Here is a 20037-nt window from a genome sequence, read left to right as displayed (position 1 = left end):
GATGCTATATCTGCCCATTCTTGTAACTTATTTATGCCTTCTCTTATTCCCCAATCATAGACCTGAATCCTTACGTTCTATCTATGCCCTGCGAATCCACGACACTTACACGGCAGACTTGACACTTTGCTATCAAAATGTCCCTATGAAAGTAGCGGATTTAACTCGATTAAATCCCCAAGGTTGCTTGTTGCCAACGGCAATTCAACCTTCGCTGGGACAAACGTTATTGTTATATGCGGAACCAGCATTTTATGATACTTACCGGAAACTAGCTGACGAATCTGTTAAAGCTTTTGTACAGGATAAACAGCCAGCATCCGTAGAGTTGGGCGCGGAAGGAAAGTTATTCGGGAGTCCGATTTTTGAGTATGACAGCCGAGAAGATGATGCGCGTCAGCGGTGTCACATTCTAGTATGGTTGCAAGAAAATCCCCGAACTTTGGAATTCGCAACCTTGACGTTTAACTTTTACTTGATGAATCTGCTGTGCTCTCGCGCTAAAATTGTATTTGTATATCGAGAAGCTAGGAAAAAGTATCGCAAAGCACAGCAAATAGTCGGCGAGTTAGAAAAGAAGCTTCCCGAATTGGGTGCAATAGAAAGCGAACAAAATCGACAAGTTAAGTTGCAGAAGTTAAAGGAGTTGCTGGCTGAAGTTCGCACTAAAATGTTGGCTTTTGCTCAGCAGGTGCGATATTTGCAAGAAGACAGAAATACTATTGATACTAATGCTGAAAATTATGGTGAGGCGTTGACAAGAATTAGAGGTTTGTGCATCCCAGGCGACAATCTGGATTTTTGGCAGAGGTTTCTAGATTTAGCTGAGGATAAGTATCAGGGGCAAATTGAAATAGATTTAAACTACCTGATTGCTAGTCAAAATTTGTTCCAGCAGTCGATATCCACTGTGCGGGGGATGGTGGAAATCGAACAGGTGGAATTGGACAGGGAACAGATGGAATTATACAAGCAACAGGAAGACAGGGAGAAAAAGCGATCTCGCCAGCTTGAGAATATCATCTTTTTTGTCGGAACTGCGATCGGCGGCGGACAAATCTTTTCCGCCGCCTATCCTCTAATCAAGGATAAACCGATTCAATGGCAACTCGATTTTTCTCTACCGCTGCATCCCTTTGCGGCGACTATTGTCTGGAGTCTGCTGTTTGGCTTACTATTTGGCTTGTTAATGCTGGGTGTCGCCGTGTTGGTAAGGAAAACTTTTCCCCGATAAATGAGTTAGCCGAAATCAGGACACGGCAGTGCCGTTTCCCTACAATTAATCCTCGGGCGATGGTTTTATCCTCGCAAGGGCGATCGCGGGCGATCCCTCGCCCTTGCTACGATGTTTTGGGGTAGAGAAAGGGCATTGCCGTGTCCTCAATTGCTGCTAAAAAAACCCGGTTTCTGGCCTATAAATTACAAATATCGAGTTAACTGGACTCGATAGCGTTCCTTCTTAGTAACAGCAACTTCCCCAATTTCCAATCTTCCCTTGCCGGTAACAGCAATTAAATCTCCAGACTTGACATTATAACTAGCTTGAGTAACGTCTTTCCAGTTAACTCGCACGTCGCCACTATCAATTAAATCGGCCATTTTGCTGCGAGACATTGCGAACCCAGCCGAGGCGACAGCATCCAATCTCATCGATGCTTCAACCGTTGTCATTTCTTTCTTTTTGGGTTCTCTAATTTTGAGTTCGCTCAACTCAATGCGCCGCGTTTGCACGGGAACCGATCGCACTTGCTGCAAACTCATCTCCAAATACTCTACCATCTCCGGCATGACAATGGCTTGCGCGCCGCGTTCTCCCAAAACAATCACATCGCCAGTTTTCTCGCGGACAATTCCCGTACCCAACATCGCCCCCAAAAAGTCGCGGTGAGAAGCTGTATCGAACAAGAAATTGCCAGCGATTTCTACCGCAGCAACGTTAACGCTAGCAGAGTCGATCGGGATATCCGATCGCGCGATCGCAATTCTTTGTCTTTCAGCTTGCGGATAGCCCCCCCAAGCCACTAATTCCACGTCTGTTAAGCGCTTAAATACCGTCAGAGTGTCCGCCAATTCTGGAGGCGACAGAAAATCAGTCAGAGTAACTTCCCAAGTTTTAATTGCTTGTTCCGCTTGGTCGAGTACCCGCGCCACACAGTCGCGGTTTTCAATGCCTTTTAACAGTTCTTCTTTTTGTAACATCAGTTAATGCTAGATTCTAATTTGAAATTGCCAAAGCTTGCTGTAACTAAAAAGTCTACTTTTTTAACAGTCGCACTACTTTAATTATAGTCTAAGATAATCCAATAACGAACTTATGATTTTTGTGGATCGCAAAGCTGATATGATGAGCACGATTATTGTACCAAATCTATGAAGTCTTCGAGTTAAAGTTTTTGCAAGAGCTCGATCGAGTATGGCAGCAAAATTGTCCACCCAACTACTTATTCTTCTTCACCCGCAAATACAGTTCTTCCATCGCCTCAATAAACGAACCATCCTTGTGCCAAAACTGTGGAAAATCTCCCTGTTTCTTCACCACGATCGCACTTACCCCACTTGGCGCTGCCACCTCAATCGTCTGCGGCAATCGCTTCGCACCATGCCAAAACTCTTTCAGGCTGACCGTTTGCGCCTCACTGGCGATCGCCTGCGTGTAATAGGAATCCACCGCCACAGGAGCCGCTGCATCAGCCGTCAACTCGGCAGAAAGTGCCAAGCCCAAAGGTGTTTTTGCTAATTCGCGGTGCAGCACTTCCTTAGAAAGCCCCCGTAATTCAAACAGTAAAAATGGATCTTTGTCCAATTCGGCCGCCACCAAATAATAAACTCCGGCAATATGTTTGCAGGGATTGCTATAGTCTGGGCAAGAGCAAGTAGTCTTAAAGTCCTCGCGGCTGCTGGGTAAAAGGTGCAATCCGAGGGGTGCAAAAGCCTTTTCAATATTGTCGGGCATTTCGTTGAGCAGCAGCCGAGAAATGAAGCTGGCTTTTGATGCCATTTGGGCGATCGCCATTTGCCACTTTGCCTGACTAATCGGCTCAAACTCAATTTGAGTTGTGTACAGAGGCTCCTTATAAACCCCAAAATAAGGATTAACCGAGCCTCTCACCTGTGCCATCACTAACCCATCATTCATGCCAAAGCTTTTTACCTTGTCATTCCGTGCATAGGAACGTCCCCTTCCGAGTCGTCCAGAATCTGTAAATCTTTCCAGCGCGCTGATAAATTCATTACCCCACCAAGTCCGAGTAAATTGTGACATATTTTTTGATTTCTCCTAATCTAGAACCGCATTTTTATTGAGCCTAATTAATTTCTTAAATGCCTCATTATCCAACTCAGTCAACCACGACTCATCCGCACCAATAATTGACCCTGCCAATTTCTTTTTGTCCTCAATCATTTGGTCAATTTTTTCCTCCAACGTGCCAATTGCCACAAACTTATGCACAAACACATTTTTTTCCTGTCCGATCCGAAACGCCCGATCCGTTGCCTGATCTTCCACTGCCGGATTCCACCAGCGATCGAAATGGAACACGTGATTGGCTTTTGTCAGCGTAATTCCCACGCCGCCCGCCTTCAGTGACAGAATAAATACCGAAGGTTCAGACTCTGGATCTTGAAACTCTGAAATCATCCGTTCCCGTTTTTCGCGACTGGTTCCCCCGTGGATGTAGTAAGTGTTGTAATGTAGCGTTTGTTTAATATATTTTTCCAACGCGCTTCCCAGTTCTGTAAACTGCGTAAATACCAATAAACTTTCGCCTTCTGCTTTCACTTCCTCAATCATCTCGATCAGCCGTTCCAGTTTGTGCGATCGCTCTGGTGTAAACTCACTTTCATCTTGCAAAAACTGGCGCGGATGGTTACAAATTTGCTTCAGCTTCAGCAGTGTCGCCAAAATCATCCCCTTGCGCTTCATCCCTTGCGCCGCGTCAATTTCTTGTTCTACCTCTTTGACAATCGCTTCATAAAGCGAAGCTTGCTCGCGGGTGAGATTGCAGTAGAGCTTTTGCTCAACTTTGTCGGGGAGATCCTGAATAATCGACTTATCGGTTTTCAGACGGCGCAGGATAAAAGGTTCTACTAATTTTTTGAGCGCGGCTGATTGTGTGCGACTCCCATGTTTTTGAATCGGTAATTCAAACATTTTCCGAAACTGCGCCTCTTTACCCAAATATCCGGGATTGAGGAAATTAAAAATTGACCATAAATCCAGCAATCGATTTTCCACCGGTGTTCCAGTCAATGCTAGTCGATGGGTAGCAGGCAACTTTAAAATCGCCTTGGTTTGCGCCGCTTTCGGATTTTTAATATTCTGGGCTTCATCAATTACCACGCGATGCCACGCTACGCTGCTCAACAGCTTCTCATCTTTTCGCACCAAGGTAAAGGAAGTAATCAACATATCGCAACCTTGGACGGCGGCTTGGAATTCCTTGGCATCTTGCAAGCGCCCAGGGCCGTGGTGTATGAGCGATCGCAATTCTGGAGCAAACTTTTCCATTTCCTTTTGCCAGTTACCAACTACGGATGTGGGCGCAATTAGCAGCGTGGGTAGAACCGAAGGTGCGAGCGCTTTTTCTGTCTTTTTTGTAGTAGATAAAAGTTCCCGCTCTTGCAATAATCGAGCAATTACCTGCGCCGATTTACCCAAACCCATATCATCGGCAAGACAGCCATTTAATCCCAAACTTTCCAAATAACTCAACCAAGAAACGCCGCGCTTTTGGTAATCCCGTAACTTGCCCTGAAACTTTGCTGGATCTGCAATTAACTCTAACCGACTCTTATCGTTCAGCTTCTCCAACATATCCGATAAAGCCCGATCGCGCTCAACCTCCAACTGTTCGCTCGCTTCTCCTTCTGCCGTCAACTTCATAAAGTCAATCAGGCTTAAATCGGGGTTTTCTTGGCGATGTTTTTTCCAAAACTCCAACATCTCCTGCATCTTGTCTTTGTCCAGTTCCATCCATTGTCCTCGGAACTGCACCAGCGGTGTTTTGCTATTTACTAACGCTTGCCATTCTTGTTCGCTAACCCGTTCACCCCCGATCGCCAATTCATATTGATATTCCACCAAGGAATCTGCCGAAAACAATCCTTTGCTCTTGATTGCAGCGCTCTTGCTGCCCTTCCCTTTGACTTGCAGGCGAATCTTCGCCCGTTGTCGTCCCTTCGGCGTCCACCAAGCGGGGACAATCACTTTGTATCCGGCATCTTCTAATACCCAAGCGGACTCGCTGAGAAAGGTGAAAGCATCATCTAAGCTGAGGGTAATGTTAACGGGTTTGTCGGTTTCTAGCCCTTGCCAAAGTTGGGGATAAATGCGGGCAGCGTAGCCGAGATTTGTCAGCAAATGTTGCTCAAAGTTGTCTCCGAATTGTGTTTGCAACTGTTTTTGTTGAGTCGATCGCGATCGCCAATAATCCTGCAACGGCATCCGCAGAGATGGGTCTTTTTTCGCAGCCACCTGAAACTCTAAAATCCAAGGCTGTTCGGGGTTTTCGGGGGATTGTAGTTGAAAGCAGAGGGAGAATGAGTCAGCAGATTGATTGCGCGTAATGCGATCGCGCCAGGTTTGCCATTGCCGGTATTGCTCAAGGCTTACTCGCGCGATTTTTCGTGTTTGGTTGAGGCAGATTTGGAGTAAAGAATCCGCAATCTTATTTTCAAACGATGCTGGGATGGGGGTTTGAGTGACAATTTCCGCGATCGCACACTCGGAAAAATGCCGCAGCAACCGTTCGCGATCGTAGAACTTTGGTGTATCTTGTAGCTGGATCTTCCGAAAACCGGAAACACAAACTAAAGGCATCCATTCAACATAGCGTTGTAAATCAGTTTCGTACTGTGTTGAAACAATTTCCCATCCCGGATAAATCTCAAAGCTGGGTGCAATTTTGGCAGGTGTTTTTGGAGTTTTTGCAGTTGTTTTGGTTTTTGTCTCGCCCGCTTTCTTACGCCCGCGCGTGGCTTTCTCAGCGGGTTCGGATGTTTCGATGGGTGCGATCGCGATCGGAGCAGTTTCTCGATAGCGCAACGCCGGAATATAATGATCTTTCAGAACAATTTGCTTAAAATTTTGGGTATAGTGATACCAAAATAGCAAGTCTGAACCAAACTGAACTTCTGCTACATCGTAGAGAGCAAAAAAATGCAGATCGTTCAATACTTTAGTCAAAGTGTGGGTGGCGATGGACACACAATCAACTTCCCAATACTCCAACTCAAATGTTTCGGGTAACTCTGTCTCTAAATATCGCGCTAGTTCTAAAGAGGGCAACGGCTGGTTGTCGGCAGTGGGCAGTAAAAAATACCGAGGGACGATCGCGTATTCTCGCCCCATCGCACTTGTATTGCTGACTGGTGGCAGTTGAATCCCGGCTTCTTTCGTTAGAAACTCTCTTAACTGTACCGTCTCCAATTGTCGGGGATGAACCTTAGCAGGCTGTTTTTTCTTTTGAGTGGTTTCAACCCAAAGACAAAAAGTTCCACCTTGAACAAAACTCTCTTCTGTTTGAGGAATCCAAGTCCCGTGGAGGATTTTCATAGGTCATACCAAACGCAACCTTTGGCAGCCTATCATATCATGAATGAGTGGGAAAAGATAAGAAGGCGGTTGAAAGCAGGTTTATACAAACCGTGTCTGCTGGATGCCGACTAAAGAGAATAACGTAATTTTCCCCAGTTGTCCTCTTTAACCAGCCTCTGCGAGTTTTGACTTTATAGATGCGGTTTCAACCGCCGAGTCTTCTTACAAATTTAGAAAATATCAGTTAAATCCAACACAAAACCGGGTAGTACATCTTCACCTGACAGAGTTGCAGGTTCATCTAAAATTTCTACTTCTCTACCTTGACGGGAGATTTCAACTTTTCTATTTTTGCGATCGAGCAACCATCCCAACCTCGCTCCATTTTTCACATACACTTTCATTTTAGCCCGCAATTTTTCTAGGGAGTCAGTTGCCGATCGCAATTCCACCACAAAATCGGGACAAATCGGCGCAAATTTCTCTTTCTGTTCGGGAGTTAAAGCATCCCACCTGTCGCGCAGCACCCAAGCAGCATCGGGAGAAATGTCTGAACCGTCGGGCAGTTTAAATCCAGTTGAAGAGTCAAAAGCAATTCCCAAATGCTTATTTTGACGGCTCCAACCTTCGAGTTGAAAACTTAGATCCGCATTCCGTCTGCCTGTATCGCTACTAGCAGGCGGCATAATAATTAATTCTCCCGTTGCAGTGCGCTCAAATCTTAAATCCCGGTTGTCTATACACAACTGAAAAAACTGCTCGTCTGTTAATTCGAGCGTTAATTCTAGGGGAGAATGTATGGGGATAGTTGGTAATTCCATAACGGTCTCCAAATATTACACGAGTTGAATGTCAACAGTCAACAGTCAACAGTCAACTGTTAACAAACAAATAACTAAGTCTCTGTATAACCTTGGATATTTTCCGGTTCAAACTGCTGCAAAATATTCGCAGCTTTCCCCGTCAAATCGTCAGTACCCTTAACCGCAATCAAAAATTTACCCGCATTCAAACGGTTGCGGTAGGGCAAAGCATCGCCGCTACCAAAAGCCATACCGCCCGCGCCTCCTACAAAAACGCTGCCCATCGCAGCGGCGATCGCGCCGAGTAAGCCACCGATCGCATGATCGCCAATTTCGCCCGCCCACGCAAAAGTCTTCAACTCAGTCATCAGACTGAAAGTAACGCCAGCAATAAAGCCAAAGGGAATCAGCCAAACAGCCATGAGTTTAGCTTGTTTCTTCGCTTGCTGGTTGGGGTCGATCAAGCCAAATTCATCAGCAGTTTTGTAGCCGCGGCCCAAAATGCTCACTTGCTTCATAGGCAAGCCTTCTTTTTCCAGAGCACAGTAGGCAGCTTCGGCTTGAATTCGATCGGGCAGTACGGCGATAAGATAATTCATTGACAATAATTCCTGATAGTTAGGCTGAAATAGCCAAAGTCTATTATATCCCGAAAAGACATACTAGCTAAGCAATTGGGGGATTTTAACACGGCCGTAAACTCCGATCGCCCGCAAAGCTAAAATATTTCACGCAAAAAACGGCCGACCTTGACCGAATACAGATACAATTCAAACTGCACAAAGGCAAGCTTGAGCTGAGCTGTTAGATACTGCTCTAAGTCATAAGTCTCAACTTTGAGCTCGCCAACGCTCGGTCTATTTTTACTATTGCACTCACTTGCTTGCTATGCCTAAAGTTCTAGTATCCGATCCGATCGACCAAGCCGGAATTGACATCCTCTCCCAAGTCGCGCAAGTTGACGTAAACACAGGGCTCTCAGCCGAAGAACTGGTACGAATTATTCCAGATTACGACGCTTTGATGATTCGTTCTGGCACCCAAGTTACCAAAGAAATCATAGAAGCCGGGAATTCACTCAAAATCATCGGCAGAGCCGGTGTCGGCGTAGATAATGTCGATGTACCCGCCGCTACCCGCAAAGGAATTGTAGTCGTCAATTCCCCCGAAGGCAACACGATCGCCGCAGCCGAACACGCGATCGCCATGATGCTCTCCATGTCGCGTCACATCCCGGAAGCCAACGCATCCGTCAAAGCGGGTAAATGGGAACGCAACCGCTTTATCGGCGTAGAAGTTTACAAAAAAACCCTCGGCATCGTCGGTTTGGGCAAAATCGGCTCCCACCTCGCCGCCGCAGCCAAAGCAATGGGCATGAAACTGCTGGCCTACGACCCCTTCATCTCCACCGAACGAGCCGAACAGTTGGGCTGCCGCTTGGTAGAACTCGAACTGCTGATGCGCGAATCCGACTACATCACCCTGCACATCCCCAAAACGCCGGAAACCCTGCACTTAATTAACGCTGAAGTGCTCTCGAAAATGAAGCCCACGGCCCGCATCATAAACTGCGCCAGAGGCGGCATCATCGACGAAGCAGCCCTAGCAGAAGCCATCAAAGAAGGTAAGATCGCCGGCGCAGCTATAGACGTTTACGAACACGAACCCCTCGAAGCCGATTCCCCGCTGCGGAATGTCGGCCAGAACATCGTGCTGACGCCCCACTTGGGAGCATCCACAGCGGAAGCTCAGGTGAATGTGGCGATCGACGTTGCCGAACAAATTCGTGACGTGCTGTTGGGGTTGCCCGCCCGATCGGCTGTCAACATACCCGGCATTTTCCCAGACTCGATCGAAAAACTCAAACCCTACCTGCAACTCGCCGAAACCCTCGGCAACCTCGTCAGCCAGCTAGCCGGAGGCCGAGTCGATTACCTCAACGTTCAACTGCAAGGCGAATTGGCCAGCAACCAAAGCCAGCCCGTAGTCGTTGCCGCCCTCAAAGGCCTGCTCTCCCAAGCCCTGCGAGAGCGCGTTAACTACGTCAACGCCAGCATTGAAGCCAAAGAACGCGGAATTCGCGTCGTCGAAACCAGAGACGCCTCGATTCGCGACTATACCGGTTCCCTGCACCTCTCGGCCAAGGGAACTCTCGGCGAACACACAGTCACGGGTGCAGTGCTCGGCGAAAGCGAAATTCGGATTACCAGCGTTGACGATTTCCCGGTCAACGTTTCCCCCACTCACCATATGCTGTTTACCCTGCACCGCGATATGCCGGGGATTATCGGCAAAATTGGTTCCCAATTGGGCAGTTTTAATGTCAATATTGCCAGTATGCAGGTAGGCCGTAAAATCGTGCGAGGCGATGCGGTGATGGTTTTGAGCCTCGATGACCCTCTACCAGAAGGGATACTGGCCGAGATCCTCAAAGTTCCGGGAATTCGGGATGCTTACACGGTAAATCTTTGATGGATTTTGGAGTTTAGATTTTGGATGCCAGGACTGATAATTGGTAATGGGTAATTGATCGTTGGTAATTGGCAAGAAAGCGGGAATTTTTCTATTAGCCAATCCTTATTCCTCACTCCCCAGTTCCCAGTCTCCAGTTCCCCTGGGCCAATCTAAAATCTAAAATCTAAAATCTAAAATCGTTATGGCACATAGCTGGTGGGAAATTAGAATTCTTTGCGATCCGGCGCTGGAAGATATCATCTTTTGGCGTTTGGAACGGTTTGGCTGTCGGGGAACTGCTACTGAGATCAAAAGCAATTCCTGCCTGATGTCGGCTTATTTGCCCGAAGAACAGGCAGGATTGCTGGATTTGGCCGCTCTGTCTCTGTGGCTGCGCCAAGATGCTCTGTGTGCAGGTTTGCCCCTACCTGCGATGCAGTGGGATTTGATTGAAGAGGAAGACTGGGGCAGCACTTGGAAGCAGCACTGGCAGCCTCAAGAAGTGGGCGATCGCTTTTTAATTAATCCGGCCTGGCTGCCCCCACCGACTGATACCGATCGCGTTATTTTGCGTTTAGATCCCGGTGTGGCCTTCGGTACCGGTGCTCACGCTACTACTCAACTTTGTCTGGAATCGCTGGAAATGCGTCTCGGTTTTGATGACAAAGAGTGCATCGTTGCTGATATCGGCTGCGGATCTGGTATTTTGTCGATCGGCGCGGTGTTGTTGGGCGCTACAAAAGTTTATGCTTTGGATACCGATCCTTTGGCAGTGCGATCGACCATTAGCAACAGACTACTCAACCGCGTTAATTCTCACCAGTTGGTTGCAGAGCTCGGCAGTATCGATCGCTTGAAAGAAATGATCGATGAGCCGATCGACGGTTTGATCTGCAACATTTTAGCAGAAGTAATCATCGATTTAATCCCGCAGTTCACTGCAATTAGCAAACCCACTACTTGGGCCGTGCTCAGCGGCATTTTGCTCGAACAAGCTAAGCCAATTGCCGATACTCTCGAACAGCACGGCTGGATTGTGGCTACTCTGTGGAAGCGCCAAGATTGGTGCTGTTTTAATATTCGGCGCAGTTAACAATATGGTAATTGCTAATTCCTAATTGCTAATTAGTAATTTTGAGTTCATGTTTCATCTTTGGGAAGTGAATTTAAATAAATCTCGCACCTGAAAATAAACCGCGCCAGCCCAGTAAAAAGCATTCACCAAAATCAACAATCCTTTACCAGCAGAAGAATTAACAAAACCAAAAACGCGGTAAGTTGACAGCAGCACTAACAACATTTCAACCAAAGAAACAATTGATCCGTAGTGCTTCCTATCCCAATAAGAAAACGGACTGATAAAACGGTAATTGCTGAACGGAAAAAAGTGTCGGTGAGCGTCGTCATTGTGGACAGGCAAATCTCCCAGAGAGTGCAGGATCGTGCTGATAAACAGAATTTGCACGCTTTGCCAGCCAAAGTAATAAGCAATTAGCAGACCAATAACCGTAAGGGGAATTGAATGAAACAGAGCCACAATATTTTGCACAAAAGGCTCATAATATGCTTTTGACCAAATTGTAGCTGCGGGCAAGCGAGCAATGTATTTTGCCCAAAAGTAAAATAAAAATATCGGAATATCCGGCAAAATTCCGCCGATAACAATAATTAGATTAGCTTGCGGCAGTTGCGGTTTGCCGAGAATTGCCAGATTGATAATAGCGTGGCTGGGAGTCTTCATCAGTAGGGTGCGTCAACTAGGATTATCTTATTCATAATTAATCAGATGTGGGCTGACGCACCCTACGTGTGAGATAATTGGCTCCGGCTACAAGTAAGGTTGCACTCGATCGATCAACTGCGCCGCTTGCATCACTCCCTCAATTCGATCGACCTCAGCGCCATTTTTGAACAGCACCAAAGTCGGCAAAGCATAAATGTGATGCTGCGACGCCAACTGTTCGTACTTATCGGTGTCAATTTTGACAACCATCAGCTTGTCTTTCATCTGACCGCTCACTTGCTCTAAAATCGGTGCCATCATCTGACAAGGCCCGCACCAAGTAGCGTAAAAATCTACCAACACCGGCAACTCAGAGCCGGATAGTAACTCCTCAAAACTGCTGAACTGTTTTTGAACTGCCATAAGACAAAATAATTTTTTGGGTTCTGGCTCGATTTTAGTGCAAAATTCTCTGGTAGATTGCGAGGATAAAATTATGGAATTATTACCAGAGACTTTTCAGAGATTGCGGGGTCAAGTTGCTGTCGTGACCGGTGCGTCGCGGGGAATCGGCCGCGCCGTTGCTTTAACATTAGCCGCAGAGGGCGCTAAAGTCGCCGTCAACTATGCGAGTTCGAGTGCTGCTGCTGATGAGGTGGTAGCAGAAATAGTTGCTGCTGGAGGAGAATCTGTGGCGCTTGCAGCAGATGTCTCGAAAACTGAGCAAGTAGATTTACTCACCAGTAATGTCATGGAAAAATGGGGAAGGATTGACATTTTGGTGAACAATGCAGGCATTACTCGCGATACTTTGCTATTGCGGATGAAGTTGGAAGATTGGCAAGCGGTAATTGATTTGAATTTAACTGGGGTGTTTTTGTGTGCGAAAGCTGCGAGTAAAATCATGCTGAAACAACGAAGCGGCCGAATTATTAATATTGCTTCGGTTGCTGGGCAAATGGGCAATCCGGGACAAGCTAATTACAGTGCGGCGAAAGCTGGGGTAATTGGGTTTACTAAAACTGTGGCGAAAGAGTTGGCGAGTCGCGGGATTACTGTGAATGCAGTTGCACCGGGTTTTATCACTACAGATATGACTAAGGATGTCAAGTCTGATGAGATTTTGAAGTATATTCCCTTGGGGAGATATGGGGAAGTTGAGGAAGTTGCGGGGATGGTAAAGTTTTTGGCGGCAGATGCGGCGGCGGCTTATATAACCGGGCAGGTTTTTAATGTGGATGGGGGGATGGTGATGGCTTAGGATTTGGGACTTTTATTAACCGCAGATGAACGCGGATGAACCCGGACATTTGCGGTTAATAATTATTTTAGGGCGGCACGCAACTGACTGAGGACTTTTTTGTATTTGGCCATACGTTGAAAATCTGCCTCTGTCGGATTGGCGATGCGACGAATATCGAGGTTATGAGTAACATCAGCGATTTTGACTGGCAATGCGATCGGGTTGGCAATCACACGTTCTAAATAAGTTGCATAAGCTTCTCCTTTTATTTTGGTAATCGCCTCGATCGCCGAGACTATAACTTCAGGAAAATCTTCGCTTCTAAGTTGCTCAAGTGTAAGTTCAGAATCTTCGACCGCATCGTGTAGAACCGCTACGATTTTCTGCTCTAGAGAATTTACATTTTCCATCACAAATAGCGGATGATCGAGATAGGGATTGCCTGCCTTATCAACCTGCCCCTCATGAGCTTTTGCGGCGATCGCGATCGCTCGTTGTAGTAATGATTCGTAATCTGAATTAGTATTTGACAACATAGTAAAGAAGTTCTCTATGATAGTTTCATCCCCCTCGCGGGGAAAAGCTAAGTAGTCGGACATAAATAGAACTTACGCAAGAGAGTAATTTTTTCACCGTCTATCTATGGTGTAAGGGACGCACTGCTTACCCTACATAGACAGCTTATTTGATTTTAAATATTCTTGCAACAATTTCCAAGCCATTTGAGTACCCTCCCCTGCATTGACTTTCTCGAAATCGACATCTTTTCTCAAAACTACAAAACCCACACCTTCTTTGATTTCTATTTTTTCAAAATTGCTAACTTTGGCCAAAAATAGGTGATTTTTTTGGATAAATTTTGGATTGTGGTTTTTTCGGTAAATAAAAGTTGTGATAAATACAATGTTGCAATCGCTTTTTAGGCTAGTTTCTTCCTCCAATTCTCGCACTGCTGCTTGCTGTGGACTTTCTCCAATGTCCACGCCACCACCAAAAGTAGAAAGCATTCCTTGGCTTGCAATACCTGGAATATTATCTCGCAGTTGTGCGACTATCTGACCGTTCGGGAGCATTATAAAAATGCGGACAATTGACTGAGGAATATTCATCTTATCGAGTGAATAACAAAACTCAAAAAAGTTCCTCTATAGTTTTATAATTTGAATCCAAATTTTCTTAATCCAATTGTACACCGCAGCATCCAAAGCCCACAATTTCTTGACAAAACTTTGCCAAATAGAACCTTCCATTACCTCAGAAACTTCTTCGATTTCCACAGGCAGCGGCGGCATCCCGACTACTTCATACAGCGGATATTCGCCACTTTTACCCGGAATTGGCACGGATACGCGCCGATCGACGATCGCCAATTCCTTAACTTCCTGATAAGTTTCCTCGGAAATCAGTAAACTTGTTCCCACTTGCTTATTAGCAGCTTCGATCCGGCTGGCCAAATTCACCGCATCTCCGATCGCCGTCACTGTCTGATTTTTAGACGCCCCCAAATTCCCCACAACCACCCAGCCGCAGTGAATGCCAATCCCAATCCGCAATCGGTGACGGTACAAATTTTCAAAATAGGGATTGAGTTTCTCTAGTTCCTCTAGCATTTCCACCCCAGCCCTCACTGCTTGTTCCGCAGCCTTGTCGGGATTTTCCAACCCAAACAGCGCCATTAAACCGTCACCCATATAATTATTAATCATCCCGCCATTCCGATTGATCGCAAAACCCATTTTTTGGAAATAGCGATTTAAAACATAGATTACGTCGTAAGGCAGCAGCGATTCTGCAAACGGGGTAAATCCTCGAATATCCGCAAACAAAATCGCAATTTTTTTCTCTTGCCCCACAGGAGGAGAAATTGACTTTCCCGCCATTTGGTCGGTAAATGATTCCAAGTCTTCAGAATCGATCGCCAATCGGCGCAAAATCACCTTGCCGCCAGCAATGTGCGTCTGACAAGCCAGCCTAATTTCCGGTTCTAAACGCAATTTTTTGGCGAGTTCCTCTTCCGGCGAAGTGCGCGGAGAGCAAAATTCCAAACCTTCGACAATCAATACCCGGCAAGTCGAACACCGGCCGCTACCGCCGCAGATGTGGGTGTGCGGAATGCCCGCACGCAGGGAAGCTTCGAGAATTATATCGTCGTCGTCTACCTCGATCGTGCGATCGTCCGGTAGATAGTGAATCTGTGGCATATGTGGCGCGTCTAGCTAATTAGCGAGGAATCTCGCGGACATCTGTTATTGCAGCGAACCTGTATGCAAACCCGGTTTCTCGGCATTTTTTATGTATCCCCTGATTCCTTAACTATAAATCGCGATCGGCATTTGCTTCTGGTTGCGTCAGATCGAGCGACCAACTGACACCAGTTTAAAAAAAGAATGCAACTCTAGGCAATAGTCCAACTCTTAGCTGATCATTCATTGCCAATTCTCAAATCTAAAATGGTATAACTGAGCACTAAAATCGCCATCGCACCGTGAAAATACCCCATTCAAGCTGTGGAGTTAATCTAAAATCTAAAATCTAAAATCTAAAATTAGCTGACATAATTCTTAATAAAATTAAGCTCGCCCAAAACCCTATAAATCCGTTATCAAATTCCCTTCAACCGCCATATATTTTAAGAATTTTTCGGAATTGTGCTGTGCAAACCTTACTTGGCAATAGTTTCAGCTTTTTGCCTCTCTAACAACCAGCCAATTTTCGTGAGATAGAATAGCAGCATCTTTAAAACCTGTATAACCATGAGTTCATCAACAGCCCTACAAAACCTCGAAAAGCACATTCCCATCGTGGGAAATATCCATACCAAAAGTCCGATCGCCTACGGAGCAACCCGCCTCGCAGTCAGTGCAGTTAACGCGGCCCACATGGCAGTAGCAGAGTCTTATATCAACGGCTTAGAAGTACCGGATTCTGTATTGCGATCGCTTTTTGATACCTGTATGCCCGTATTATTTCGGTACTTTCCCTCTCTGCTTACGGCCTACGAATGGGTACTGACAGAAACAGATCGTACCGCCGAAGGGCCCCGGGATTTAATGAAAATTCAGTACGACTTGCCTCAAGCCATGCTGAATCCGATGTTAGGCGACAGCAAACTCATTTATCCTAAATACAGCATGGGATTGTGGGAAAAAGGAGCCGCCAACCTTGAACAATCGCAAATGCAGATGATTGATGATGTGATTGAAAAGCTAGAGATTCAGGATGGCGACAATATTTTAGACTTTGGCTGCGGTTGGGGTTGCGTTCCCAATTACATTCTTTCCAAATTCCCCAATGTCACCTTTACCGGGATTAACTTGAGCCACCAGCAATGCGAGTATATGCGTCAGAAGATGCAAGACCCAGAAAGCTACCTGAGTTCCGGTCGATTTACCCTATATGAAGGAGATTTGAACGAGGCCCAATTTGAGACAAAATTTGACAAAATTCTCTCCATCGGAGTTTTTTGTCATGTAGGCAATTTAACGAAAGCTTTCCAAAAGCTGGCATCTTTCCTGAACGATAATGGCAAAGTTTTTATTCACATCATCACAGTTCGCATTCCCAACAATATATCCAGCGTGTTCACCCACAAATACATTTTCCCCCACGGTCGTTACTGGAAATACGATGCAGTTCCCAGCCACAACAAAGACCTCAAAACCATAAAAAACTGGTATCTCAACGGATACAATTACTCTACAACCTTAACTAATTGGCTGAAAAACTTTGATGATTCTCAGGCAATAGTCAAAGATTTAGACTACGGCATAGACTATGCCAAATTTCGTCGCATCTGGCGGTTTTACTTGATTTGGTTTGTGTCTAATTTCGCGAGTTGCGACGGCGAATACAACGGCAATGGCCAATATTTAATGGTTCGTGCCTAACCGCTAATCAGTAGACCAAGCTCAAACAACCTAACACCCTGAACCCCGACTTCTTTGAGAAGTCGGGGTTCTCAAGTGCGAGCTACTTATCAGGAAAATGAAATTTTTCTAGGTTGAGTTAAGGCGATCGATAAGTGTTGCCTTCTGTTGAGAAATTTGTTTAAGTTTAAAAAAGTCCGGAATCAGATTATCGATCGGCGAAGAATGAATATATCAAGCGCGATCTTGCGCAATACTTTTTAAATTCCATCCCCGATCGGTAGTGATGATATCCGATATTTTACTACAAAAAAAGGGTTGATTTATACAATGGTAGACAATATGAAACCTTCTCTTCCTCAAGACGATCCGAACCAAGAACAGCGCCGCGATTCCTTGAATCGCCAGCAAAAAGCTTATCAGTTTGACTATGACAGTTTATCACCTTTGGCATTATTGAAAGATGTGCCACCAGTCGAGAATTTTTCGAGCAAGTATATTGCAGAACGGATATTAGCAACATCGGAACTTCCAGCAAATATGCTGGCAGCCGACGCGAGAACTTTTCTCGATCCTCTCGACGAGCTCCAAGACTATGAAGATTTCTTTACTCTGCTGCAGCTACCTGCTGTTGCCAAAATCTACCAAACCGATCGCTCTTTTGCAGAACAGCGCCTGTCTGGAGCAAATCCGATGGTGCTTCGCCTCTTAGATGCGAGCGATCCTCGTACACAAACACTGGCGGGTCTTTCCAGTTTGCACCCATTATTCGATCTGGGCCAAGAGTTGCAGCAAAAAAACATTTACATTGCCGATTACACGGGTACTGACCAACACTATCGCGCGCCTGCGAAAATAGGAGGCGGAACCTATGAAAAAGGCAGAAAATACTTGCCGAAACCGCGGGCTTTTTTCGCTTGGCGGTGGACGGGAGTCCGCGATCGCGGTGAAATGACACCTATTGCGATTCAACTTGATCCGACGCCAGATAGCCATGTCTATACCCCATTCGATCCTCCTGTCGATTGGCTGTTTGCGAAACTCTGCGTGCAAGTAGCAGATGCCAATCACCATGAAATGAGCTCGCATTTAGCTCGAACTCATTTGGTGATGGAACCAATCGCGATCGTCACCGCGCGACAGTTAGCCCAAAATCACCCGCTGAGCCTGTTGCTGAAACCGCACTTTCGCTTTATGTTGACCAACAACGATCTGGCGCGTTCTTATTTGATCGCTCCCGGCGGGCCCGTCGATGAATTGCTAGCTGGCACCTTGGCAGAGACAATAGAAATAAGTAGAGAGGCTTACAGTACGTGGAGTCTTGATGAATTTGCCTTACCCGCTGAACTGAAAAATCGGGGAATGGATGACCCCAATCAACTGCCTCACTATCCTTACCGAGATGATGGATTGCTGCTGTGGAATGCGATCGAAACCTTTGTATCGGGCTATCTCAAATTCTTTTACCCGACGAATGAAGCGATCGCACAAGATGTGGAACTGCAAACCTGGGCCCAAGAATTAGCCTCAAATAGTGGCGGTAAAGTCAAAGGAATGCCAGACCACATCAACACAGTTGACCAATTAATTGAAATTGTCACAACTATAATTTTTACCTGTGGCCCCCAGCATTCAGCAGTCAATTTTTCCCAGTATGAATACATGAGTTTTGCCGCCAATATGCCCTTGGCAGCCTACCGAGACATTCCTAGAATTACCGCTGCGGGTAATCTAGAAGTGATTACGGAAAACGATATTTTACGGTTGCTTCCTCCGTACAAACGAGCGGCTGACCAACTGCAAATTATGTTTATTTTGTCAGCTTATCGATATGACCGTTTGGGTTATTACGATAAATCTTTCCGAGAACTCTACCGGATGAGTTTCGACGAAGTTTTTGCGGGAACGCCGATCGAACTTTTAGCCAGCCAGTTCCAGCAAAATTTGAATATGGCTGAACAGAAGATTGATGCCAACAATCAAAAACGAGTAATCCCTTACTTTTCTCTCAAGCCTTCGTTAGTGCTAAATAGCATCAGTATGTAGAATTAAAAATTCAGCACAATATCTCAATGTAAGGTGCGCACTGCGCACCTTACTCTGTATTGGTCGTTAGCGTCGGTTTCTAGTTGTAGTCTGGGGGGAACTTGTGAGAGTAACGGGTGTATTTAGCTATGGCAAAGGCGTTACAGCAGAATTATCAAGAGGGCAATTTACCGAAGTTTTCCCTAAATAATCAGTTAAGGTAACTTCATCTTTGTAATGCCGAGGAGTTTCAATTAATAATTTCCAAGCTTCACCAGCATCAAGTAAATTCATCCGCCCAGGATAGTGAATTTGTATCAACTCTTGAACCAAAGGGTAATAGTCTGAGTTAAGACTAGGGAAAATATGATGCTCCGTGTGATAGGAAAAATTGAAATGCAACAGATCGAAGATTTTAGGAACCCGTATTGAAAGACTATTGATCAGCGGGTCATTAACACTTGTCATCCGGCAAATCAGATGATTCGTGTAGATATAAAACATGATTCCTGAATGACCAATGGCTAGGGGGAGAAAATAGCCAAAAGCGAGTTTTAGCGGATGAAAGCCTAAATAAAATAAAATGCTAAAATGTAAGCATAAAATTCCGACAAACTCCAGGGCAATTGTCCACCTATCCCGCTCACTTACTGTAAAAGCAGCCGGCACATAATCAACTGACTTATTGTTAAACAACAGGATCGAAGAGAGGTTGGAAAAATTATGAAATAACCACGAGCCTCCCATCCCTACTATGAAGAACCAAAATGGATTGAAGTCAAGAGATGGTACAAAGAAATTTTGAATCCATTTTCCCCAAGTATTGGGCTGTTGGTAAAGGTAATTGCGATCGGGATCTCCTAAAGAATTTGTTTGACTGTGATGTACAATGTTATGAAGAGATTTCCACTGAGTCGGGGGCATAAACAACATTGCGAACCCTAGAAAACTAATGATATCAGTCAGGCGAGACTTTTTCTGCACACTACCGTGCATGAAATCATGGGAGATAAATGATAAAGCTATTACACTATTACCCATAATCAAAGCTAAAGGTAAATAAAGCCCTAAAAGATATACAGGCCAATGATCTAGACGAGCGGCAATTCCCCAACCCAGTAGCAAAATACCCATATTAATGAACAGTATAACCAACTTACTAGAATCTGGTTTAAAGGCTTCTGATGGCAGAAGTGGGCGCAATTTCTTAGCGTATACTGAGTGGGGAATTAGCGTTTCTTCGCCTAAAGTCAGCGTTGCCGTCTTGTCTAGAGTATTGAGTGATTTTTCTGATTTCATGTGCTCGCTAAGATGATTTTCAGGGGACTTAATAAGTTTCTAAATTTAATTAGAGCCAGTACCCGATTTTAGAGTGAACCCACAAA

The 20037-nt window shown here is 45.5% G+C and carries 17 protein-coding genes; 6 read left to right on the top strand and 11 right to left on the bottom strand.

Translation table 11 applies throughout. The annotated features are described in order from the left end of the window. The coding region (locus QUA54_RS29530; protein ID WP_333418046.1) for a hypothetical protein at positions 1-1234 on the top strand (1234 nt) is incomplete at its 5' end. 185 nt (positions 1235-1419) lie between these two features. Here the strand turns inward: QUA54_RS29530 and QUA54_RS29525 are convergent. From QUA54_RS29525 to QUA54_RS29505, 5 genes are all read right to left on the bottom strand, one after another. After that, entirely contained in the window at positions 1420-2199 is a 780-nt protein-coding gene (locus tag QUA54_RS29525; protein WP_333418044.1) for a photosystem II S4 domain protein, read from the bottom strand. Between the two features lie 238 nt (positions 2200-2437). Next, a complete protein-coding gene (locus QUA54_RS29520) occupies positions 2438-3262 on the bottom strand; it encodes an SWIM zinc finger family protein (RefSeq protein WP_333418042.1) in 825 nt (274 codons plus the stop codon). Positions 3263-3277: 15 nt separating this feature from the next. Further along, entirely contained in the window at positions 3278-6556 is a 3279-nt protein-coding gene (locus tag QUA54_RS29515) for a DEAD/DEAH box helicase (protein ID WP_333418040.1), read from the bottom strand. Positions 6557-6768: 212 nt separating this feature from the next. Then, positions 6769-7359 (bottom strand): Uma2 family endonuclease, encoded by a 591-nt coding sequence (locus tag QUA54_RS29510; protein WP_333418039.1) that lies wholly within the window; start codon positions 7357-7359, stop codon positions 6769-6771. 74 nt (positions 7360-7433) lie between these two features. Next, positions 7434-7940, bottom strand: coding sequence for a hypothetical protein (locus QUA54_RS29505; RefSeq protein ID WP_172188946.1), 507 nt, complete (start codon positions 7938-7940; stop codon positions 7434-7436). Positions 7941-8229: 289 nt separating this feature from the next. Between QUA54_RS29505 and serA the strand changes: the two genes are divergently transcribed. Both serA and prmA read left to right on the top strand, forming a co-directional pair. Continuing rightward, a complete protein-coding gene (gene serA, locus QUA54_RS29500; RefSeq protein WP_333418036.1) occupies positions 8230-9813 on the top strand; it encodes a phosphoglycerate dehydrogenase in 1584 nt (527 codons plus the stop codon). Positions 9814-9997: 184 nt separating this feature from the next. Next, entirely contained in the window at positions 9998-10888 is an 891-nt protein-coding gene (gene prmA, locus QUA54_RS29495; RefSeq protein WP_333418034.1) for a 50S ribosomal protein L11 methyltransferase, read from the top strand. 54 nt (positions 10889-10942) lie between these two features. Here the strand turns inward: prmA and QUA54_RS29490 are convergent, their stop codons facing one another. Next, on the bottom strand, positions 10943-11536 hold the full coding sequence (locus QUA54_RS29490; protein ID WP_333418033.1) for a hypothetical protein: 594 nt from the start codon (positions 11534-11536) through the stop codon (positions 10943-10945). Positions 11537-11623: 87 nt separating this feature from the next. Next, on the bottom strand, positions 11624-11941 hold the full coding sequence (gene trxA / locus QUA54_RS29485) for a thioredoxin (protein ID WP_333418031.1): 318 nt from the start codon (positions 11939-11941) through the stop codon (positions 11624-11626). A gap of 73 nt (positions 11942-12014) precedes the next feature. Between trxA and fabG the strand changes: the two genes are divergently transcribed. Next, on the top strand, positions 12015-12779 hold the full coding sequence (gene fabG, locus QUA54_RS29480) for a 3-oxoacyl-[acyl-carrier-protein] reductase (RefSeq protein WP_333418029.1): 765 nt from the start codon (positions 12015-12017) through the stop codon (positions 12777-12779). Positions 12780-12841: 62 nt separating this feature from the next. On the opposite strand, the gene QUA54_RS29475 is transcribed toward fabG, so the two are convergent. The 3 genes from QUA54_RS29475 to QUA54_RS29465 all read right to left on the bottom strand — a co-directional run bounded on the left by QUA54_RS29475 (position 12842) and on the right by QUA54_RS29465 (position 14962). Next, positions 12842-13360, bottom strand: a complete 519-nt coding sequence (locus QUA54_RS29475) for an HD domain-containing protein (protein WP_333418026.1) — start codon at positions 13358-13360, stop codon at positions 12842-12844. A 69-nt stretch (positions 13361-13429) separates the two neighbouring features. After that, positions 13430-13870 carry an NUDIX domain-containing protein gene (locus QUA54_RS29470; RefSeq protein WP_333418024.1) on the bottom strand — a complete coding sequence of 147 codons (441 nt, stop codon included), beginning with the start codon at positions 13868-13870 and terminating at the stop codon, positions 13430-13432. A 36-nt stretch (positions 13871-13906) separates the two neighbouring features. Continuing rightward, positions 13907-14962: an adenylate/guanylate cyclase domain-containing protein gene (locus tag QUA54_RS29465; protein ID WP_333418022.1), complete on the bottom strand. Its 1056-nt coding sequence runs from the start codon at positions 14960-14962 to the stop codon at positions 13907-13909. Between the two features lie 552 nt (positions 14963-15514). On the opposite strand from QUA54_RS29465, the gene QUA54_RS29460 reads away from it, so the two are divergent. Both QUA54_RS29460 and QUA54_RS29455 read left to right on the top strand, forming a co-directional pair. Beyond that, entirely contained in the window at positions 15515-16648 is a 1134-nt protein-coding gene (locus tag QUA54_RS29460) for a class I SAM-dependent methyltransferase (RefSeq protein WP_333418020.1), read from the top strand. A gap of 321 nt (positions 16649-16969) precedes the next feature. Next, a complete protein-coding gene (locus tag QUA54_RS29455; RefSeq protein WP_333418018.1) occupies positions 16970-18673 on the top strand; it encodes a lipoxygenase family protein in 1704 nt (567 codons plus the stop codon). 126 nt (positions 18674-18799) lie between these two features. On the opposite strand, the gene QUA54_RS29450 is transcribed toward QUA54_RS29455, so the two are convergent. Further along, positions 18800-19951 carry a fatty acid desaturase gene (locus QUA54_RS29450; RefSeq protein ID WP_333203567.1) on the bottom strand — a complete coding sequence of 384 codons (1152 nt, stop codon included), beginning with the start codon at positions 19949-19951 and terminating at the stop codon, positions 18800-18802. Between the last annotated feature and the right edge of the window lie 86 nt (positions 19952-20037).

Source organism: Microcoleus sp. MOSTC5 (genome assembly GCF_036701825.1).
Classification (GTDB): domain Bacteria; phylum Cyanobacteriota; class Cyanobacteriia; order Cyanobacteriales; family Microcoleaceae; genus Microcoleus; species Microcoleus asticus.
This window is presented reverse-complemented; position numbering and strand designations above follow the sequence as displayed.

Excerpts from the sequence above, each read along its gene's own strand:
- QUA54_RS29525 (WP_333418044.1), bottom strand. The coding sequence starts at position 2,199 with ATGTTACAAAAAGAAGAACTGTTAAAAGGCATTGAAAACCGCGACTGT.
- QUA54_RS29520 (WP_333418042.1), bottom strand. The coding sequence starts at position 3,262 with ATGTCACAATTTACTCGGACTTGGTGGGGTAATGAATTTATCAGCGCG.
- QUA54_RS29515 (WP_333418040.1), bottom strand. The coding sequence starts at position 6,556 with ATGAAAATCCTCCACGGGACTTGGATTCCTCAAACAGAAGAGAGTTTT.
- QUA54_RS29510 (WP_333418039.1), bottom strand. The coding sequence starts at position 7,359 with ATGGAATTACCAACTATCCCCATACATTCTCCCCTAGAATTAACGCTC.
- QUA54_RS29505 (WP_172188946.1), bottom strand. The coding sequence starts at position 7,940 with ATGAATTATCTTATCGCCGTACTGCCCGATCGAATTCAAGCCGAAGCT.
- serA (WP_333418036.1), top strand. The coding sequence starts at position 8,230 with ATGCCTAAAGTTCTAGTATCCGATCCGATCGACCAAGCCGGAATTGAC.
- prmA (WP_333418034.1), top strand. The coding sequence starts at position 9,998 with ATGGCACATAGCTGGTGGGAAATTAGAATTCTTTGCGATCCGGCGCTG.
- QUA54_RS29490 (WP_333418033.1), bottom strand. The coding sequence starts at position 11,536 with ATGAAGACTCCCAGCCACGCTATTATCAATCTGGCAATTCTCGGCAAA.
- trxA (WP_333418031.1), bottom strand. The coding sequence starts at position 11,941 with ATGGCAGTTCAAAAACAGTTCAGCAGTTTTGAGGAGTTACTATCCGGC.
- fabG (WP_333418029.1), top strand. The coding sequence starts at position 12,015 with ATGGAATTATTACCAGAGACTTTTCAGAGATTGCGGGGTCAAGTTGCT.
- QUA54_RS29475 (WP_333418026.1), bottom strand. The coding sequence starts at position 13,360 with ATGTCCGACTACTTAGCTTTTCCCCGCGAGGGGGATGAAACTATCATA.
- QUA54_RS29470 (WP_333418024.1), bottom strand. The coding sequence starts at position 13,870 with ATGAATATTCCTCAGTCAATTGTCCGCATTTTTATAATGCTCCCGAAC.
- QUA54_RS29465 (WP_333418022.1), bottom strand. The coding sequence starts at position 14,962 with ATGCCACAGATTCACTATCTACCGGACGATCGCACGATCGAGGTAGAC.
- QUA54_RS29460 (WP_333418020.1), top strand. The coding sequence starts at position 15,515 with ATGAGTTCATCAACAGCCCTACAAAACCTCGAAAAGCACATTCCCATC.
- QUA54_RS29455 (WP_333418018.1), top strand. The coding sequence starts at position 16,970 with ATGAAACCTTCTCTTCCTCAAGACGATCCGAACCAAGAACAGCGCCGC.
- QUA54_RS29450 (WP_333203567.1), bottom strand. The coding sequence starts at position 19,951 with ATGAAATCAGAAAAATCACTCAATACTCTAGACAAGACGGCAACGCTG.